28 protein-coding genes are annotated in these 15,722 nt (G+C 45.7%); 27 read left to right on the forward strand and 1 reads right to left on the reverse strand.

What is annotated here, in order from left to right; all coding sequences use genetic code 11:
* Positions 1-283: 283 nt before the first annotated feature.
* Positions 284-2,488 (reverse strand): primosomal protein N', encoded by a 2,205-nt coding sequence (gene priA / locus R7Z47_RS20525; protein WP_262606784.1) that lies wholly within the window; start codon positions 2,486-2,488, stop codon positions 284-286.
* Positions 2,489-2,784: 296 nt separating this feature from the next.
* Between priA and rpmE the strand changes: the two genes are divergently transcribed.
* From rpmE to rpsD, 27 genes are all read left to right on the forward strand, one after another.
* Positions 2,785-3,006 (forward strand): 50S ribosomal protein L31, encoded by a 222-nt coding sequence (rpmE, locus tag R7Z47_RS20530; RefSeq protein ID WP_005379546.1) that lies wholly within the window; start codon positions 2,785-2,787, stop codon positions 3,004-3,006.
* Between the two features lie 456 nt (positions 3,007-3,462).
* Positions 3,463-3,774 carry a 30S ribosomal protein S10 gene (rpsJ, locus tag R7Z47_RS20535; RefSeq protein ID WP_004410492.1) on the forward strand — a complete coding sequence of 104 codons (312 nt, stop codon included), beginning with the start codon at positions 3,463-3,465 and terminating at the stop codon, positions 3,772-3,774.
* Positions 3,775-3,788: 14 nt separating this feature from the next.
* Positions 3,789-4,418, forward strand: a complete 630-nt coding sequence (rplC, locus tag R7Z47_RS20540; protein WP_005379555.1) for a 50S ribosomal protein L3 — start codon at positions 3,789-3,791, stop codon at positions 4,416-4,418.
* Between the two features lie 17 nt (positions 4,419-4,435).
* Positions 4,436-5,038 (forward strand): 50S ribosomal protein L4, encoded by a 603-nt coding sequence (gene rplD, locus R7Z47_RS20545; protein ID WP_005379556.1) that lies wholly within the window; start codon positions 4,436-4,438, stop codon positions 5,036-5,038.
* A complete protein-coding gene (gene rplW / locus R7Z47_RS20550; RefSeq protein WP_004398471.1) occupies positions 5,035-5,337 on the forward strand; it encodes a 50S ribosomal protein L23 in 303 nt (100 codons plus the stop codon). Before rplD ends, rplW begins: the two co-directional genes overlap by 4 nt.
* A gap of 15 nt (positions 5,338-5,352) precedes the next feature.
* Complete coding sequence (gene rplB, locus R7Z47_RS20555; RefSeq protein ID WP_005383168.1) at positions 5,353-6,177, forward strand: 50S ribosomal protein L2; 825 nt, start codon at positions 5,353-5,355, stop codon at positions 6,175-6,177.
* Positions 6,178-6,198: 21 nt separating this feature from the next.
* A complete protein-coding gene (rpsS, locus tag R7Z47_RS20560; RefSeq protein ID WP_004394525.1) occupies positions 6,199-6,477 on the forward strand; it encodes a 30S ribosomal protein S19 in 279 nt (92 codons plus the stop codon).
* Between the two features lie 10 nt (positions 6,478-6,487).
* Positions 6,488-6,820 carry a 50S ribosomal protein L22 gene (rplV, locus tag R7Z47_RS20565; protein ID WP_005383164.1) on the forward strand — a complete coding sequence of 111 codons (333 nt, stop codon included), beginning with the start codon at positions 6,488-6,490 and terminating at the stop codon, positions 6,818-6,820.
* Positions 6,821-6,838: 18 nt separating this feature from the next.
* On the forward strand, positions 6,839-7,537 hold the full coding sequence (gene rpsC / locus R7Z47_RS20570; RefSeq protein ID WP_005383161.1) for a 30S ribosomal protein S3: 699 nt from the start codon (positions 6,839-6,841) through the stop codon (positions 7,535-7,537).
* An 11-nt stretch (positions 7,538-7,548) separates the two neighbouring features.
* The gene (rplP, locus tag R7Z47_RS20575; RefSeq protein ID WP_005379577.1) at positions 7,549-7,959 is read left to right on the forward strand and encodes a 50S ribosomal protein L16; all 411 of its coding nucleotides are present in this window, start codon (positions 7,549-7,551) and stop codon (positions 7,957-7,959) included.
* Positions 7,959-8,150, forward strand: a complete 192-nt coding sequence (gene rpmC, locus R7Z47_RS20580; protein WP_005379576.1) for a 50S ribosomal protein L29 — start codon at positions 7,959-7,961, stop codon at positions 8,148-8,150. The genes rplP and rpmC overlap by 1 nt, the downstream gene beginning before the upstream one ends.
* Positions 8,150-8,404 carry a 30S ribosomal protein S17 gene (gene rpsQ, locus R7Z47_RS20585; protein WP_005379575.1) on the forward strand — a complete coding sequence of 85 codons (255 nt, stop codon included), beginning with the start codon at positions 8,150-8,152 and terminating at the stop codon, positions 8,402-8,404. The genes rpmC and rpsQ overlap by 1 nt, the downstream gene beginning before the upstream one ends.
* Before the next feature lie 162 nt (positions 8,405-8,566).
* The gene (rplN, locus tag R7Z47_RS20590; protein ID WP_004410450.1) at positions 8,567-8,938 is read left to right on the forward strand and encodes a 50S ribosomal protein L14; all 372 of its coding nucleotides are present in this window, start codon (positions 8,567-8,569) and stop codon (positions 8,936-8,938) included.
* A 13-nt stretch (positions 8,939-8,951) separates the two neighbouring features.
* Positions 8,952-9,269: a 50S ribosomal protein L24 gene (gene rplX, locus R7Z47_RS20595; RefSeq protein WP_005379574.1), complete on the forward strand. Its 318-nt coding sequence runs from the start codon at positions 8,952-8,954 to the stop codon at positions 9,267-9,269.
* A gap of 23 nt (positions 9,270-9,292) precedes the next feature.
* Positions 9,293-9,832 (forward strand): 50S ribosomal protein L5, encoded by a 540-nt coding sequence (gene rplE, locus R7Z47_RS20600; RefSeq protein WP_005379573.1) that lies wholly within the window; start codon positions 9,293-9,295, stop codon positions 9,830-9,832.
* Between the two features lie 17 nt (positions 9,833-9,849).
* Positions 9,850-10,155 (forward strand): 30S ribosomal protein S14, encoded by a 306-nt coding sequence (rpsN, locus tag R7Z47_RS20605; RefSeq protein WP_004410442.1) that lies wholly within the window; start codon positions 9,850-9,852, stop codon positions 10,153-10,155.
* A gap of 29 nt (positions 10,156-10,184) precedes the next feature.
* Entirely contained in the window at positions 10,185-10,577 is a 393-nt protein-coding gene (gene rpsH / locus R7Z47_RS20610) for a 30S ribosomal protein S8 (protein WP_005379572.1), read from the forward strand.
* 13 nt (positions 10,578-10,590) lie between these two features.
* Positions 10,591-11,124: a 50S ribosomal protein L6 gene (rplF, locus tag R7Z47_RS20615; protein ID WP_005379570.1), complete on the forward strand. Its 534-nt coding sequence runs from the start codon at positions 10,591-10,593 to the stop codon at positions 11,122-11,124.
* Positions 11,125-11,133: 9 nt separating this feature from the next.
* Entirely contained in the window at positions 11,134-11,487 is a 354-nt protein-coding gene (gene rplR, locus R7Z47_RS20620) for a 50S ribosomal protein L18 (RefSeq protein WP_005379568.1), read from the forward strand.
* A gap of 14 nt (positions 11,488-11,501) precedes the next feature.
* On the forward strand, positions 11,502-12,005 hold the full coding sequence (gene rpsE, locus R7Z47_RS20625) for a 30S ribosomal protein S5 (protein WP_004745894.1): 504 nt from the start codon (positions 11,502-11,504) through the stop codon (positions 12,003-12,005).
* A 7-nt stretch (positions 12,006-12,012) separates the two neighbouring features.
* Positions 12,013-12,189, forward strand: coding sequence for a 50S ribosomal protein L30 (gene rpmD, locus R7Z47_RS20630; RefSeq protein WP_005379565.1), 177 nt, complete (start codon positions 12,013-12,015; stop codon positions 12,187-12,189).
* Positions 12,190-12,194: 5 nt separating this feature from the next.
* Positions 12,195-12,629, forward strand: a complete 435-nt coding sequence (gene rplO / locus R7Z47_RS20635; protein WP_005383155.1) for a 50S ribosomal protein L15 — start codon at positions 12,195-12,197, stop codon at positions 12,627-12,629.
* A gap of 20 nt (positions 12,630-12,649) precedes the next feature.
* A complete protein-coding gene (secY, locus tag R7Z47_RS20640) occupies positions 12,650-13,984 on the forward strand; it encodes a preprotein translocase subunit SecY (RefSeq protein ID WP_005379562.1) in 1,335 nt (444 codons plus the stop codon).
* A gap of 38 nt (positions 13,985-14,022) precedes the next feature.
* Positions 14,023-14,136: a 50S ribosomal protein L36 gene (gene rpmJ, locus R7Z47_RS20645; RefSeq protein ID WP_000868186.1), complete on the forward strand. Its 114-nt coding sequence runs from the start codon at positions 14,023-14,025 to the stop codon at positions 14,134-14,136.
* A gap of 149 nt (positions 14,137-14,285) precedes the next feature.
* On the forward strand, positions 14,286-14,642 hold the full coding sequence (gene rpsM / locus R7Z47_RS20650) for a 30S ribosomal protein S13 (protein ID WP_005383154.1): 357 nt from the start codon (positions 14,286-14,288) through the stop codon (positions 14,640-14,642).
* An 18-nt stretch (positions 14,643-14,660) separates the two neighbouring features.
* Positions 14,661-15,050: a 30S ribosomal protein S11 gene (rpsK, locus tag R7Z47_RS20655; RefSeq protein ID WP_001118870.1), complete on the forward strand. Its 390-nt coding sequence runs from the start codon at positions 14,661-14,663 to the stop codon at positions 15,048-15,050.
* A gap of 27 nt (positions 15,051-15,077) precedes the next feature.
* Positions 15,078-15,698, forward strand: coding sequence for a 30S ribosomal protein S4 (rpsD, locus tag R7Z47_RS20660; protein ID WP_005383146.1), 621 nt, complete (start codon positions 15,078-15,080; stop codon positions 15,696-15,698).
* The last annotated feature ends 24 nt before the right edge of the window (positions 15,699-15,722 follow it).

Below are 15,722 nucleotides of genomic sequence, written 5' to 3' on the forward strand. Positions count from 1 at the left end.
TTCCGGTTTGAAATCAGAGTAATCAAACCGAGTTAGAGCTGTGTTTGCTCTTCGCTCAGTTCGTGTTAACGAGTGGGAAAATGGATTCTTCACCGCGATATCAATTTGTGGGAATAGTCATTGTTTTAATCTAAGCCTGTGCAAACAAGTCACTTTAGACTTTTCTAATTTGGATAGTCTATTCATTTCTAAAGTGAAAGTTACGGTCTGTTTAACAAAAATTGTAATCTTGGTGTGATTCTGGTCACATTAAATGGTAATTCATTACATAGTTAAACGTTTGCTAGCTGAGATCTTGTGGTTCTATATCTAAATTCCAGCGTACTTTCTTAGCATTTGGCAACAACTCAATAGCAGGTTTGGCACTGGTTAATAACTTTTGCATCAATGAACGATGCTGAGTTTGCAGTAATAGTTGCCAACGGTATTTACCAGCCCGCTTGGCCAAAGGTGAAGGAGTAGGGCCTAACACCATGCAGGAATCATCGAACAGAGGGTGTGACTCTAACGTAAAGCGAACCTGACGCAGGAAGTCTTCAACTACCTCACTTTGGTTCGCCTCTGCTTTAAACAGAGTCAAGAAACTATAAGGCGGAAGCTGAGCCAGTTTGCGTTCTTCCAGAGCAGTCATAGCAAAGTGGCGATAGTCTTTTTGAAGCAGGGCCTGCAGCAAGCTGTGCTCAGGATGGTGGGTTTGTAGGATAACCTCGCCAGGTTTACTTGCGCGGCCGGCACGACCTGCGACCTGAATAAACAACTGCGCTAGTCGCTCGGAAGCGCGGAAGTCACTACTATAAAGAGAGCCATCAACATCCAAAAGAGCAACGAGCGTTACATTTGGAAAATGGTGCCCCTTAGCCAGCATTTGGGTGCCAATCAGAATTTGATGTTCACCTTTACGAATCGATTCAAGGGCATCTTCCAAACTACCTTTGCGACGTGTGCTGTCTCTGTCGATGCGAATGGCGTTGTATTCTGGAAATAACTGAGCCAATTGTTGTTCGAGTTGTTCCGTTCCTACGCCGACGGTAACCAATTGGGTTGAACCACACCCCTGACATTGATGAATCACCGGTTGTTGTGAGCCGCAGTGATGGCAGCGTATTTCGTTGCTGTAATGGTGGAACGTATAGTACGCATCACAGCGTTTACATTCTGCAATCCAACCGCATTCATGGCACATCAAAGCGGGCGAAAAGCCTCGACGGTTAAGAAACAACATTACTTGATTGCCCGCTTTTAAATGCTTGCGCATTTCGGCAATCAGTTGGGCAGATAAGCCACTTTCTAAATACTGACCTTTTACATCTAACACTTTATTGGTGGTTGGTACGGCAGAGCCAGCTCGTTGGGTTAGTGTTAAATGGTGATATTTACCAGACAGCGCATTATGCAAAGTTTCTAATGCTGGCGTCGCTGAGCCGAGGATAATCGGTACTTGCTCTTTATGGGCGCGCATTACAGCAACATCGCGTGCATGATAACGCAAGCTATCTTGTTGTTTGTAAGAGGTGTCATGCTCCTCGTCCACAATGATAATCCCGAGATCAGCAAAAGGCGCGAGTAGGGCAGAGCGTGTGCCGATAATGATTCCGGCCGCTTTGTCGCGTGCAGAAAGCCACGCATTCAGACGCTCCGTCTCGTTTAACCCGGAGTGGATGACGTCAACTGGCACATTAAAACGGTGTTTAAAGCGGTTGATGGTTTGGGGCGTTAAGCCAATCTCTGGTACTAAAACCAAGGCTTGTTTCCCTTGCTCTAAAACTGGCTTGATAAGGTTTAAGTAAACTTCGGTTTTACCAGAGCCAGTTACTCCCTCTAATAAATAGCAAGCAAAGCCTGTTTGGCTATTTACACTCGCAATAGCCAGCGCTTGTTCGTGGTTGAGCTTTGGCTTTTCGACGTCGCATTCAACGTGCTGTCCCCACTGGGTGATTACAGGCTTCTTCTCGATACGTTCAATCCAGCCTTTCTCTTCTAAAGACTTTAGTACTGTTGAGGCTATCTCTTGGTCGACAAATTCCTGGTGAGGCAAAGCGCCGTTAACCAACATTTGCAAGACCTTCTGTTGTTTGACCGCTCGACGATCAAGCCCTTGCATCAGCTTGTCTTTACCGGATTCGGTAATTTGCCACTCTTGTAGCGTCGCAAAATCTGCAGGCTTTCCTTTACGTAGAGCTGCTGGCATCGCATTGTGTAGCGTATCTCCAAGTGGGTATTGGTAGAACTGGCTGCACCAAGTCAGCAACGAATAAAGCTTTTCAGACCATACCGGCTGAGAATCAAGAACTGCTTTGATTGGCTTGAGTTGATCTTTGGGAAAGTCCGATTGATTAACCATCGCGGTGACGATGCCAACTAACGTTTGGCGTCCAAAAGGTACGGAAACGCGTCCACCAATGATCGGAAACAGGTGCCCCGGAATGGCGTAATCAAATTGTTTGTCGAGCGGAACGGGTAATGCCACTCTAGCAATGGTTGGACGCATAAATTCTTAGCTATTAAAAAAGAGGGAAAGGAAATGAGAGTCTATTAAAATCGGTATGGAAATTCGAGTAAAGCAATGCGATTCAGCGTGAATCGTGCCTCTATGATTAGTCTGGCTAAAAAAGTGGCGAAAAAGTTGCCAAATGTGTTGATCCGAGCAATGTGATTCTTTACTATATCGCGCCTTGAGATATGGCTTCGGCAATTAGTTGATGCGGTATCCCATTTTATTATTAATTGCGTGTGGTGTGCGGCTTAGATTCGTATAGCGACACGGCCTACTATTGAGGTTATCCCATGAAAGCTGGTATCCACCCAGAATACAAAGCAGTAAAAGCGACTTGTTCTTGCGGCAACTCTTTTGAGTTCAACTCTACTCTAGGTAAAGAGTCTATCCATCTAGACGTATGTGACAAGTGTCACCCATTCTACACTGGTAAGCAACGTATCGTTGATACAGGCGGCCGTGTTGATCGCTTCAACAAGCGTTTCGGTGCACTATCAAGCGGTAAGAAATAATAGCAGCCGCTATTACGATTACAGTTTAGAAAAGGACGCTTCGGCGTCCTTTTTGTTTTAATGGCTACCAAGCGAAGAGGAATGTATGGGGTTTGGAATATTCCCGATTATTTTTCACTCAGCGCTTGCAACCTAAAGTGTGATCTGTATAATGCAGCGCACTGGTTAAGCCAGTTGTGAACCAATGAGCAGTGAGGAGCGAGCAAATCTAAGGATTTGCGAGGTAATGTATACTCAGCTTATGTTCGCGGTTAATACAATTAGCTATCTTTTCTTCGGAAAAACTATCCTCAAAGGTGACTTTGGCATATAGGGATAGTTAATCGAAAATTAACTGACAATGCGTCCTAATCTTGGATGCTACGGTTTCACATAAATCAATCGGCATTCTCTCGTCTTGACGAGTTTGAGTGGCGATATTGTTTGTGTAATTTATTAAATTTGGAGCTCTGTCTCATGCAGAACCAACGTATCCGTATCCGCCTAAAAGCTTTCGATTACAAACTAATCGATGCTTCTACAGCGGAAATCGTTGAAACAGCTAAGCGCACTGGCGCACAGGTTCGTGGTCCAATCCCACTGCCAACTCGTAAAGAGCGTTTCACAGTTCTTATCTCTCCACACGTTAACAAGAAAGCACGTGACCAGTACGAAATCCGTACTCACAAGCGTCTAATCGACATCGTTGAGCCAACAGACAAGACTGTTGATGCTCTAATGCGTCTAGACCTTGCTGCGGGCGTTGACGTTCAAATTAGCCTAGGTTAAGGGAGATTAGAAGTATGATTGGTCTAATCGGTCGTAAAGTGGGCATGACCCGCGTATTTACTGAAGAAGGCGTTTCTATCCCAGTAACAGTTGTTGAGGTTGAAGCTAACCGTGTTTCTCAAGTGAAAACTCTTGAAACTGACGGCTACGCAGCAATCCAGGTTACAGCTGGTTCTAAGAAAGCTAACCGTGTAAACAAAGCTGAAGCAGGTCACTTTGCTAAAGCTGGCGTTGAAGCTGGTCGCGGTCTTTGGGAATTCCGTTTAGAAAACGGCGAAGAGTTCGAAGTTGGTTCAGAACTAACTGTTGAACTATTCAACGAAACTAAGAAAGTAGACGTTACTGGTACATCTAAGGGTAAAGGTTTCCAAGGCGCTGTTAAGCGTTGGAACTTCCGTACTCAAGATATGACTCACGGTAACTCATTGTCTCACCGTGCTCCTGGTTCTATCGGTCAATGTCAGACTCCAGGTCGCGTATTTAAAGGCAAGAAAATGGCAGGTCACATGGGTGCTGAGCGTGTAACGACTCAAAACCTAGAGATCGTACGTGTTGACGCTGAGCGCAACCTGCTTCTTATTAAAGGTGCAGTCCCAGGCGCAACTGGCGGCAACGTGATCGTTAAACCAGCTGTTAAAGCATAACGTCTCAGGAGTAAGTAATGGAACTAATGGTTAAAGGTGCCGATGCACTAACTGTTTCCGAAACTACTTTCGGACGTGAGTTTAACGAAGCTCTTGTACACCAAGTAGTTGTTGCGTACGCAGCAGGTGCTCGTCAAGGTACTCGTGCTCAAAAAACACGTTCAGAAGTTTCTGGCGGTGGCGCTAAGCCATGGCGTCAAAAAGGTACTGGCCGTGCGCGTGCTGGTACAATCCGTAGCCCAATCTGGCGTACAGGTGGTGTTACTTTTGCTGCGAAACCACAAGATCACAGCCAAAAAGTAAACAAAAAAATGTACCGTGGTGCTATGAAGAGCATTCTTTCTGAGCTTGTTCGTCAAGAGCGTCTAATCGTTGTTGATAACTTCTCAGTTGAAGCACCAAAGACTAAAGAGCTAGTTGCTAAGCTTAAAGAGCTTGAGCTAACTGACGCTCTAATCGTGACTAGCGAAGTAGATGAGAATCTATTCCTAGCTGCTCGTAACCTATACAAAGTTGACGCACGTGATGTTGCTGGTATCGATCCAGTATCTCTAATCGCGTTTGACAAAGTTGTAATGACTGCAGAAGCAGTTAAGCAAGTAGAGGAAATGCTAGCATGATCACTGAAGAGCGTATCCTAAAAGTTCTACGTGCACCGCACATCTCTGAAAAAGCAACTATGGCAGCTGAGAAAGCGAACACTATCGTTTTCAAAGTAGCTAAAGATGCGACTAAAAAAGAGATCAAAGCAGCTGTAGAAAAGCTATTTGAAGTTGAAGTTAAGTCTGTAAATACTCTTATCACTAAGGGTAAGACCAAACGTCAAGGTCTACGCCAAGGTCGCCGCAGCGACGTTAAGAAAGCGTACGTTACTTTGAAAGAAGGTCAAGATCTTGACTTCGTTGGCGGCGCGGAATAACAGGAGTAGTTAAAAATGGCTATTGTTAAATGTAAGCCGACTTCCCCTGGTCGTCGTCACGTTGTTAAAGTTGTTAACGCTGACCTACACAAGGGCAAGCCATACGCACCTCTTCTAGAGAAAAACTCTAAGAACGGTGGTCGTAACAACAAGGGTCGTATCACAGTACGTCACATCGGCGGTGGTCACAAGCATCACTACCGTGTAGTTGACTTCAAACGTACTAAAGATGGTATTCCAGCGACAGTTGAGCGTCTTGAATACGATCCAAACCGTAGCGCAAACATTGCTCTAGTTCTTTACAAAGACGGTGAGCGTCGCTACATCCTAGCACCTAAAGGTGTTGTAGCTGGTGATGTTATTCAGTCTGGTGTTGATGCACCAATCAAAGCTGGTAACACTCTACCAATGCGTAATATCCCAGTAGGTTCAACAGTACATAACGTTGAACTTAAGCCTGGTAAAGGTGGTCAGCTAGCTCGTTCGGCTGGTGCTTACGCTCAAATCGTTGCTCGCGACGGTGCGTACGTAACTATCCGTCTACGTTCTGGCGAGATGCGCAAAGTTCTTTCTGAAGGCCGTGCAACAATCGGTGAAGTTGGTAACTCTGAGCACATGCTACGTGAACTTGGTAAAGCAGGTGCATCACGTCATCGCGGTATCCGTCCAACGGTTCGTGGTGTTGTAATGAACCCGATTGACCACCCACATGGTGGTGGTGAAGGTCGTACTTCTGGTGGTCGTCACCCAGTATCTCCTTGGGGTATGCCTACTAAAGGCTTCAAGACTCGTAAGAACAAACGCACTGACAAGTACATCGTACGTCGTCGTAACAAGTAATCTATATAAAGAGGAATCGCCATGCCACGTTCTCTCAAGAAAGGTCCTTTTATTGACCTACACTTGCTGAAGAAGGTAGAGAAAGCGGTGGAAAGCGGAGACAAAAAGCCTATTAAGACTTGGTCCCGTCGTTCAATGATCATCCCTACGATGATCGGTTTGACCATCGCTGTCCATAATGGTCGTCAGCACGTACCAGTATTTGTAACTGATGAAATGATCGGTCACAAACTGGGTGAATTCGCACCAACACGTACTTACCGCGGTCACGCTGCGGATAAGAAAGCTAAGAAGCGCTAAGGAGTAGATAATGGAAGCAATTGCTAAACATAACTTTGCTCGCATTTCGCCTCAGAAAGCTCGCTTAGTTGCGGATCTAATCCGTGGTAAATCTGTTGACCAAGCTCTAGAAATCCTAACGTTCAGCAACAAAAAAGCTGCTGCACTAGTTAAGAAAGTTCTAGAGTCTGCTATCGCTAACGCGGAGCACAACGAAGGTGCAGATATTGACGATCTGAATGTCGCAAAAATCTTTGTAGATGAAGGCCCAACCATGAAGCGTATTATGCCTCGTGCTAAAGGTCGTGCGGATCGTATCTTGAAGCGTTCAAGCCACATCACTGTTGTTGTAGCAGATCGCTAGAGACTAGGAGAGTAAGCAATGGGTCAAAAAGTACATCCAAATGGTATTCGTCTAGGCATCGTTAAGCCTTGGAATGCTACATGGTTTGCTAACACCAAAGATTTCGCTGACAACCTAGACGGCGACTTCAAGGTACGTCAGTTCCTTACAAGTGAACTGAAAAAAGCGTCTCTATCACGTATCGTTATCGAGCGTCCTGCTAAGAGCATCCGTGTGACTATTCACACTGCTCGTCCAGGCGTTGTTATCGGTAAGAAAGGTGAAGACGTTGAGAAGCTACGCGCAGCTGTAGCTAAAATTGCAGGTGTACCAGCGCAAATTAACATCGCTGAAGTACGTAAGCCTGAACTAGATGCACAACTTGTTGGTGACAGCATCGCGTCTCAGCTAGAGCGTCGTGTTATGTTCCGTCGTGCTATGAAGCGCGCAGTACAAAACGCAATGCGCCTAGGCGCTAAAGGTATCAAAGTGGAAGTAAGCGGTCGTCTAGGCGGCGCTGAAATCGCACGTTCAGAGTGGTACCGTGAAGGCCGTGTGCCTCTACACACTCTACGTGCTGACATTGATTACGCAACTTCTTCGGCTCACACTCAATACGGTGTGATCGGCATTAAAACTTGGATCTTCAAAGGTGAAATCCTAGGTGGTATGCCAGCAGCTAACGCTGTAGAGCCTAAAGGCGACAAGCCTAAGAAGCAGCGTAAAGGCCGTAAGTAAGGAGTCGACAGATGCTACAACCTAAACGTACTAAGTTCCGTAAGGTTCAGACTGGTCGTAACCGTGGTCTAGCTAAAGGTACTGATGTAAGCTTCGGCGAATTCGGTCTTAAAGCTGTTGGCCGTGGTCGTCTAACTGCTCGTCAAATCGAAGCGGCACGTCGTGCAATGACACGTCACGTTAAGCGTCAAGGTAAAATCTGGATCCGTGTGTTCCCAGACAAACCAATCACAGAAAAACCACTTGAAGTTCGTCAAGGTAAGGGTAAAGGTAACGTTGAGTACTGGGTAGCCCAAATCCAACCTGGTAAGGTTATGTACGAAATGGGTGGTGTACCTGAAGAATTGGCACGTGAAGCGTTCCGTCTTGCGGCACGTAAACTGCCTTTCAAAACTACATTTGTAACTAAGCAGGTGATGTGATGAAAGCACAAGATCTACGCGAGAAAAGCGTTGAAGAGCTTAACGCTGAGCTAATGAATTTGCTACGCGAACAGTTCAACTTGCGCATGCAAGCTGCGACTGGTCAACTACAGCAAACTCATACTCTGAAAGCTGTACGCCGTGATATCGCACGTGTGAAAACTGTTTTGACTGAGAAGGCAGGCGCATAATGAGCGAAGTAAAACGTACTCAACAAGGTCGTGTTGTTAGCGACAAGATGGACAAGTCTATCACTGTTGCTATCGAACGTTTCGTAAAACACCCAATCTACGGTAAATACGTAAAACGTACGACTAAAGTACACGCACATGACGAGAACAACGAGTGTGGCCTAGGCGACACAGTTGAAATCGCAGAGTGTCGTCCACTGTCTAAGACTAAGTCTTGGACTTTGGTAAAAGTTCTAGAAAAGGCGAAGATTTAATCTCGTTAATTCTATGAAACTAAAGCGGCTCCAAAATATTTTTGGAGCCGTTTATTTTTTGACTACCCAATCACAAAAAAGGGTGGTACAATTCGCGTCCCTTTTAAAGAGGCAGCCCGACCCGTGATGGGTCTAGTTATTAATATTTAGCGGAGCACTAACATGATCCAAATGCAAAGTATGCTGGACGCAGCTGATAACTCAGGCGCACGCAGCGTAATGTGTATTAAGGTTCTGGGTGGCTCTCACCGCCGTTATGCACATATCGGTGACGTCATCAAAGTTACTGTGAAGGAAGCAATCCCTCGCGGTAAAGTTAAAAAAGGTGATGTTCTGAAGGCGGTGGTAGTGCGCACCCGTAAAGGCGTACGTCGTCCTGACGGTTCTGTCATTCGCTTCGACCGAAATGCTTGCGTATTGCTAAACGACAATACTGAGCAACCAATCGGTACACGTATCTTTGGTCCTGTGACACGCGAACTTCGTGGCGATAAGTTCATGAAGATCGTTTCACTGGCTCCAGAAGTTCTGTAAGGAGCACGTAGAAATGGCAGCTAAAATCCGTCGTAATGACGAAGTAATCGTTCTTGCTGGTAAAGACAAAGGCAAGAAAGGTAAAGTAACTAAGGTTCTAGCAACTGGTAAAGTTATCGTTGAAGGTATCAACCTAGTTAAGAAACATCAGAAACCTGTTCCAGCTATGGGTATCCAAGGCGGTATCGTAGAGCAAGAAGCAGCTATCGACGTTTCTAACGTGGCTATCTTTAACGCAGCTACTGGTAAAGCTGACCGTATCGGTTTCCGTTTTGAAGACGGCAAAAAAGTTCGTTTCTTCAAGTCTAACGGCGAAACCGTTTCTAACTAATAGAAGTAATTTGGAGTTCTACTATGGCGAAACTGCATGATTACTACAAGTCGTCTGTAGTCGCTGAACTGACCAAACAGTTCGGTTACACAAGCGTCATGCAAGTCCCTAGAATCGAGAAAATCACCCTAAACATGGGTGTTGGTGAAGCAATCAACGATAAGAAACTGCTAGAAAATGCAGCGTCTGATATGGCAACGATCTCTGGTCAAAAGCCACTTATCACAAAAGCGCGCAAATCTGTTGCAGGTTTCAAAATCCGTGAAGGCTACCCTATCGGTTGTAAAGTAACCTTGCGTGGCGAACGTATGTGGGATTTTCTTGAGCGTTTAATTAACATCGCTCTTCCACGTGTACGTGACTTCCGTGGTGTTAGCGCTAAGTCTTTTGACGGTCGCGGTAACTACAGCATGGGCGTTCGCGAGCAAATCATCTTCCCGGAAATCGACTTTGATAAAGTTGATCGAGTACGCGGTCTAGACATCACTATTACGACGTCTGCTGGTACTGATGAGGAAGGCCGTGCTCTGCTGGCTGCCTTTAACTTCCCATTCCGTAAGTAAGGTGAAGGGTTACTGTTATGGCTAAAAATTCAATGAAAGCACGTGAAGCAAAACGTGCGAAGCTAGTAGCTAAGTTCGCTGAAAAGCGTGCTGCGCTAAAAGCTATCATCAGCGATGTAAACGCATCTGAAGAAGATCGTTGGAACGCGGTTCTTACACTGCAATCTCTTCCACGTGATTCAAGTGCATCACGTCAGCGCAACCGTTGCAACCAAACTGGTCGTCCACACGGTTACCTACGTAAGTTCGGTCTAAGCCGTATTAAGGTTCGTGAAGCTTGCATGAAAGGCGAGATTCCGGGTCTTCGTAAGGCTAGCTGGTAATTGCCACTTAATCATTTGGAGTAAATCATATGAGCATGCAAGATCCGATTTCGGATATGCTGACCCGTGTTCGTAACGGTCAGGCAGCAAACAAAGTTGCTGTAAAAATGCCTTCTTCAAAGCTTAAAGTTGCAATTGCTGCACTACTAAAAGCTGAAGGTTACATCGTTGACTTCGCTGTTGAAGGCGAAGCAAAACCTGAGCTAGAAGTTACACTTAAGTACTTCCAAGCTAAACCAGTAATCGAGCAACTTAAACGTGTTTCTCGTCCAGGTCTACGTGTTTACAAGAAGAAAGATGAACTTCCTTCTGTAATGGGTGGTCTTGGTATTGCTATCGTTTCTACTTCCAAGGGTCTTATGTCAGACCGCGCTGCACGTAAAGCAGGTCTTGGTGGTGAAATCATCGCTTACGTAGCTTAATAAGGAGTAGACTATGTCTCGTGTTGCAAAAGCACCTGTCGCTATTCCAGCTGGCGTAGAGGTGAAACTAAACGGCCAAGAAATCACTGTAAAAGGTGCGAAAGGCGAACTAACTCGCGTTCTTAACAACGCAGTTGTAATCGCTCAGGAAGAAAATAACCTGACTTTCGGTCCTAAAGAAGGTGTTGCTAACGCATGGGCTCAAGCAGGTACTGCTCGCGCTCTAGTTAACAACATGGTTGTTGGTGTTACTGAAGGCTTTACTAAGAAGCTAACTCTTAAAGGTGTAGGTTACCGTGCTGCTATCAAAGGCAACGCTGTAGGTCTAACACTAGGCTTCTCACACCCAGTTGAGCACGAGTTGCCAGCGGGTATTAAAGCTGAATGTCCAAGCCAAACTGAAATCGTGATCACTGGTGCTGACAAGCAACTAGTTGGTCAAGTTGCGGCTGACATTCGTTCTTACCGTGAGCCTGAGCCATACAAAGGCAAAGGTGTTCGTTACGCAGATGAAAATGTGCGTACTAAAGAAGCTAAGAAGAAGTAAGGTAACACTATGGATAAGAAAGCATCTCGCATCCGTCGTGCTACACGTGCACGTCGTAAGATTGCAGAACTGGGTGCGACTCGCCTAGTTGTACACCGTACTCCTCGTCACGTGTACGCACAGGTTATCGCGGCTAACGGCTCTGAGGTTATCGCAGCAGCTTCTACTGTAGAAAAAGCGATCCGTGAGCAAGTGAAATACACTGGTAACGTTGATGCAGCTAAAGCAGTGGGTAAAGCTATTGCTGAGCGCGCTCTAGAGAAGGGCGTAACTGCAGTTGCATTTGATCGTTCTGGTTTCCAATACCACGGTCGAGTAGCGGCGCTAGCAGAATCTGCTCGCGAAGCTGGTCTGAAATTCTAAGGTAGGGTTGGAAGATGGCTAAAGAACAACAAGTTCAAGCGAATGATTTGCAAGAAAAGCTAATCGCAGTTAACCGTGTTTCTAAAACGGTTAAAGGTGGTCGAATCATGAGCTTCACTGCACTAACAGTAGTTGGTGACGGTAACGGTCGTGTAGGTTTCGGTTACGGCAAAGCTCGTGAAGTACCTGCAGCGATTCAAAAAGCAATGGAAAAAGCGCGTCGTAACATGACTACGATCGCTCTAAACGAAGGCACTCTTCACCACCCAGTGAAAGGTCGCCATTCGGGCTCTAAAGTTTACATGCAGCCTGCTGCAGAAGGTACTGGTGTTATCGCAGGTGGTGCGATGCGTGCAGTACTAGAAGTTGCTGGTGTACACAACGTACTATCTAAAGCGTACGGTTCTACGAACCCTATCAACATCGTTCGTGCAACGATCGATGCACTAGGTAGCATGAAGTCACCAGAAATGGTTGCTGCTAAACGTGGTCTAACTGTTGAATCTATTTCGGAGTAAGAACACCATGGCAACTATTAAAGTAACTCAAACTAAAAGCTCAATTGGTCGTCTGCCAAAGCACAAAGCTACTTTGCGCGGTCTAGGTCTTCGTAAAATCAACCACACAGTAGAACTTGAAGATACTCCGTGTATTCGCGGTATGATCAACAAGGTTTACTACATGGTTAAAGTTGAGGAGTAATCAGAATGCGTTTGAATACTCTAGCACCGGCTGCTGGCGCGAAAACTTCTGCGAAGCGAGTAGGTCGTGGTATCGGTTCAGGCCTAGGTAAAACTGGTGGCCGTGGTCACAAAGGTCAAAAATCACGTTCTGGCGGCAGTGTTCGTCCAGGTTTCGAAGGCGGTCAGATGCCTCTGAAACAACGTCTACCAAAATTCGGTTTCACTTCTCGTAAGAGCCTAGTGTCTGCTGAAGTTCGTCTAGCTGAGCTAGCGAAAGTTTCTGGTGACGTAGTTGATCTAAACAGTCTTAAAGCTGCTAACATCATCACTAAGAACATCGAATTTGTAAAAGTTGTTCTTTCTGGTGAAATCAACAAAGCAGTGACTGTTAAAGGTCTACGTGTGACTAAAGGCGCTAAAGCTGCAATCGAAGCTGCAGGCGGTAAAATCGAGGAATAATCTCGAGGAACGAGGTACAGATGGCTAAGAAACCAGGACAAGATTTTCGTAGTGCTCAGAGCGGCTTAAGTGAACTAAAGTCGCGCTTGTTATTCGTAATTGGTGCACTTTTAGTATTCCGAGCCGGCTCTTTTGTGCCGATTCCTGGTATTGACGCTGCTGTACTTGCCGATTTGTTCGAACAGCAAAAAGGTACCATCGTTGAAATGTTTAACATGTTCTCCGGTGGTGCTCTTGAGCGTGCATCTATATTAGCATTGGGCATCATGCCGTATATTTCGGCATCTATTGTTGTCCAATTGCTAACTGTAGTTCATCCAGCGTTAGCTGAACTCAAAAAAGAGGGTGAAGCAGGCCGTCGTAAGATAAGCCAATACACACGCTACGGCACGCTTGTACTTGCAACCTTCCAAGCTATAGGTATTGCAACTGGCCTACCAAACATGGTCGACAATCTGGTTGTTATCAACCAAACCATGTTTACGCTAATTGCTACCGTAAGTTTAGTAACCGGTACCATGTTCTTGATGTGGTTAGGTGAACAAATTACAGAGCGCGGAATTGGTAACGGTATTTCGATACTGATTTTTGCAGGTATTGTTGCTGGATTGCCTTCTGCAATCGGTCAAACAATCGAGCAAGCGCGTCAAGGTGAATTGCATGTACTTCTTCTGTTGCTAATCGCGGTATTAGCTTTTGCAGTAATTTACTTCGTTGTTTTCATGGAACGTGGTCAACGCCGAATCGTCGTTAACTATGCGAAACGTCAACAAGGTCGTAAAGTATTTGCTGCGCAAAGCTCGCATTTGCCTCTTAAAATTAACATGGCAGGTGTAATTCCAGCGATTTTTGCATCAAGTATTATCTTGTTCCCAGGAACATTGGCTCAGTGGTTTGGTCAAAACGGTGAGAGCAGCGCGTTCGGTTGGTTAACTGACGTGTCTTTGGCTCTTAGCCCAGGTCAACCGTTGTATGTAATGCTTTATGCAGCAGCAATTATCTTCTTCTGTTTCTTCTACACGGCGTTGGTTTTCAACCCGCGTGAAACAGCAGATAACTTGAAGAAGTCTGGTGCATTCGTACCCGGTATCCGCCCAGGTGAGCAGACAGCGAAATACATTGATAAAGTAATGACACGTTTAACCCTTGCTGGTGCACTGTACATTACCTTTATCTGTCTGATTCCCGAGTTCATGATGGTCGCGTGGAACGTACGTTTCTACTTCGGCGGTACATCGCTACTAATCGTAGTTGTTGTAATTATGGACTTTATGGCACAGGTACAGACTCATCTGATGTCTCAACAGTATGATTCTGTGTTGAAGAAAGCGAATCTGAAAGGCTACGGCCGTTAATCCGGCGGTAGACTCAGTTTCATTTACGGAGTTTAGCAATGAAAGTTCGTGCTTCCGTTAAAAAAATCTGCCGTAACTGTAAAGTAATCAAGCGTAACGGTGTCGTTCGCGTGATTTGCAGTGAGCCAAAGCACAAACAGCGCCAAGGCTAATTAGCAGAAATTTTTACTTGAAAATGAAGGTTGGGTCGAGTATATTCCTCGGCCTACCTTTTGCGTGCAAAAGAAGTAGTATTCCGCAGCGTATCCATAACGGGCTTTGCTGCGGCTAATTCTTTTATAGAAACACTTAGGAGTGAATAATGGCCCGTATAGCAGGCATTAACATTCCTGATCAGAAACATGCAGTAATCGCTCTAACAGCGATCTACGGCATCGGTAAAACTCGCTCTCAAGCTATCCTAGCTGAAGTGGGTATTGCTGAAAATGTTAAGATCAGTGAACTAACTGAAGAGCAGATCGATCAACTGCGTGATGGTGTAGCTAAGTACACTGTAGAAGGTGATCTACGTCGTGAAGTATCTATGAACATCAAGCGTCTTATGGACCTTGGCTGTTACCGTGGTCTTCGTCATCGTCGCAGTCTACCACTACGTGGACAGCGTACTAAAACCAACGCTCGCACCCGTAAGGGTCCGCGTAAGCCGATCAAGAAATAATCGGGAAGGTAGAGTACAATGGCTAAACAACCAACTCGCGCTCGTAAGCGCGTACGCAAGCAAGTTGCAGATGGCGTTGCGCACATCCATGCTTCTTTCAATAACACAATCGTAACCATTACTGACCGTCAAGGTAACGCTCTTGCATGGGCTACTGCAGGTGGTTCTGGTTTCCGTGGTTCTCGTAAGTCTACTCCGTTCGCTGCACAGGTTGCTGCTGAGCGTTGTGCTGAAATGGCTAAAGAATACGGCCTAAAGAACTTGGAAGTTATGGTTAAGGGTCCTGGTCCAGGTCGCGAATCTACTGTTCGTGCACTAAACGCCGCTGGTTTCCGCATCACAAACATCGTTGATGCTACACCAATCCCTCATAACGGTTGTCGTCCACCTAAGAAACGTCGCGTATAACGTTTCTAGGACAATTGGAGAAGAATCATGGCAAGATATTTGGGTCCTAAGCTGAAGCTTAGCCGTCGTGAAGGCACTGACTTATTCCTTAAGTCTGGTGTTCGCGCGATCGATACCAAGTGTAAAATTGATAACGCACCAGGTGTACACGGCGCTCGTCGCGGTCGTCTATCTGAGTATGGCGTTCAGCTTCGTGAGAAGCAAAAAGTACGTCGTATGTACGGCGTTCTAGAAAAACAATTCCGTAACTACTACAAAGAAGCTGCTCGCCTAAAAGGCAACACTGGTGAAAACCTACTTCAGCTTCTTGAAGGTCGTCTTGATAACGTAGTTTACCGCATGGGCTTTGGCGCAACTCGCGCAGAAGCACGTCAGCTAGTTAGCCACAAAGCTATCCTAGTAAACGGTAAAGTTGTAAACGTTCCTTCTTTCAAAGTAGCGGCTAATGACGTTGTTTCTATTCGCGAGAAAGCTAAACAGCAAGCTCGTATCAAAGCAGCTCTAGAAGTTGCTGAACAACGTGAAAAACCAACTTGGATTGAAGTAGATGGTGGCAAGATGGAAGGTACATTCAAGCGTATGCCTGAGCGTTCTGATCTATCAGCTGACATCAACGAACAATTGATCGTCGAGCTTTACTCTAAGTAAGGTTTAAACTAAAGAGAGGACACA

Source organism: Vibrio sp. 1641 (genome assembly GCF_033339995.1).
Classification (GTDB): Bacteria; Pseudomonadota; Gammaproteobacteria; order Enterobacterales; family Vibrionaceae; genus Vibrio; species Vibrio alginolyticus.

Excerpts from the sequence above, each read along its gene's own strand:
- priA (WP_262606784.1), bottom strand. The coding sequence starts at position 2,488 with ATGCGTCCAACCATTGCTAGAGTGGCATTACCCGTTCCGCTCGACAAA.
- rpmE (WP_005379546.1), top strand. The coding sequence starts at position 2,785 with ATGAAAGCTGGTATCCACCCAGAATACAAAGCAGTAAAAGCGACTTGT.
- rpsJ (WP_004410492.1), top strand. The coding sequence starts at position 3,463 with ATGCAGAACCAACGTATCCGTATCCGCCTAAAAGCTTTCGATTACAAA.
- rplC (WP_005379555.1), top strand. The coding sequence starts at position 3,789 with ATGATTGGTCTAATCGGTCGTAAAGTGGGCATGACCCGCGTATTTACT.
- rplD (WP_005379556.1), top strand. The coding sequence starts at position 4,436 with ATGGAACTAATGGTTAAAGGTGCCGATGCACTAACTGTTTCCGAAACT.
- rplW (WP_004398471.1), top strand. The coding sequence starts at position 5,035 with ATGATCACTGAAGAGCGTATCCTAAAAGTTCTACGTGCACCGCACATC.
- rplB (WP_005383168.1), top strand. The coding sequence starts at position 5,353 with ATGGCTATTGTTAAATGTAAGCCGACTTCCCCTGGTCGTCGTCACGTT.
- rpsS (WP_004394525.1), top strand. The coding sequence starts at position 6,199 with ATGCCACGTTCTCTCAAGAAAGGTCCTTTTATTGACCTACACTTGCTG.
- rplV (WP_005383164.1), top strand. The coding sequence starts at position 6,488 with ATGGAAGCAATTGCTAAACATAACTTTGCTCGCATTTCGCCTCAGAAA.
- rpsC (WP_005383161.1), top strand. The coding sequence starts at position 6,839 with ATGGGTCAAAAAGTACATCCAAATGGTATTCGTCTAGGCATCGTTAAG.
- rplP (WP_005379577.1), top strand. The coding sequence starts at position 7,549 with ATGCTACAACCTAAACGTACTAAGTTCCGTAAGGTTCAGACTGGTCGT.
- rpmC (WP_005379576.1), top strand. The coding sequence starts at position 7,959 with ATGAAAGCACAAGATCTACGCGAGAAAAGCGTTGAAGAGCTTAACGCT.
- rpsQ (WP_005379575.1), top strand. The coding sequence starts at position 8,150 with ATGAGCGAAGTAAAACGTACTCAACAAGGTCGTGTTGTTAGCGACAAG.
- rplN (WP_004410450.1), top strand. The coding sequence starts at position 8,567 with ATGATCCAAATGCAAAGTATGCTGGACGCAGCTGATAACTCAGGCGCA.
- rplX (WP_005379574.1), top strand. The coding sequence starts at position 8,952 with ATGGCAGCTAAAATCCGTCGTAATGACGAAGTAATCGTTCTTGCTGGT.
- rplE (WP_005379573.1), top strand. The coding sequence starts at position 9,293 with ATGGCGAAACTGCATGATTACTACAAGTCGTCTGTAGTCGCTGAACTG.
- rpsN (WP_004410442.1), top strand. The coding sequence starts at position 9,850 with ATGGCTAAAAATTCAATGAAAGCACGTGAAGCAAAACGTGCGAAGCTA.
- rpsH (WP_005379572.1), top strand. The coding sequence starts at position 10,185 with ATGAGCATGCAAGATCCGATTTCGGATATGCTGACCCGTGTTCGTAAC.
- rplF (WP_005379570.1), top strand. The coding sequence starts at position 10,591 with ATGTCTCGTGTTGCAAAAGCACCTGTCGCTATTCCAGCTGGCGTAGAG.
- rplR (WP_005379568.1), top strand. The coding sequence starts at position 11,134 with ATGGATAAGAAAGCATCTCGCATCCGTCGTGCTACACGTGCACGTCGT.
- rpsE (WP_004745894.1), top strand. The coding sequence starts at position 11,502 with ATGGCTAAAGAACAACAAGTTCAAGCGAATGATTTGCAAGAAAAGCTA.
- rpmD (WP_005379565.1), top strand. The coding sequence starts at position 12,013 with ATGGCAACTATTAAAGTAACTCAAACTAAAAGCTCAATTGGTCGTCTG.
- rplO (WP_005383155.1), top strand. The coding sequence starts at position 12,195 with ATGCGTTTGAATACTCTAGCACCGGCTGCTGGCGCGAAAACTTCTGCG.
- secY (WP_005379562.1), top strand. The coding sequence starts at position 12,650 with ATGGCTAAGAAACCAGGACAAGATTTTCGTAGTGCTCAGAGCGGCTTA.
- rpmJ (WP_000868186.1), top strand. The coding sequence starts at position 14,023 with ATGAAAGTTCGTGCTTCCGTTAAAAAAATCTGCCGTAACTGTAAAGTA.
- rpsM (WP_005383154.1), top strand. The coding sequence starts at position 14,286 with ATGGCCCGTATAGCAGGCATTAACATTCCTGATCAGAAACATGCAGTA.
- rpsK (WP_001118870.1), top strand. The coding sequence starts at position 14,661 with ATGGCTAAACAACCAACTCGCGCTCGTAAGCGCGTACGCAAGCAAGTT.
- rpsD (WP_005383146.1), top strand. The coding sequence starts at position 15,078 with ATGGCAAGATATTTGGGTCCTAAGCTGAAGCTTAGCCGTCGTGAAGGC.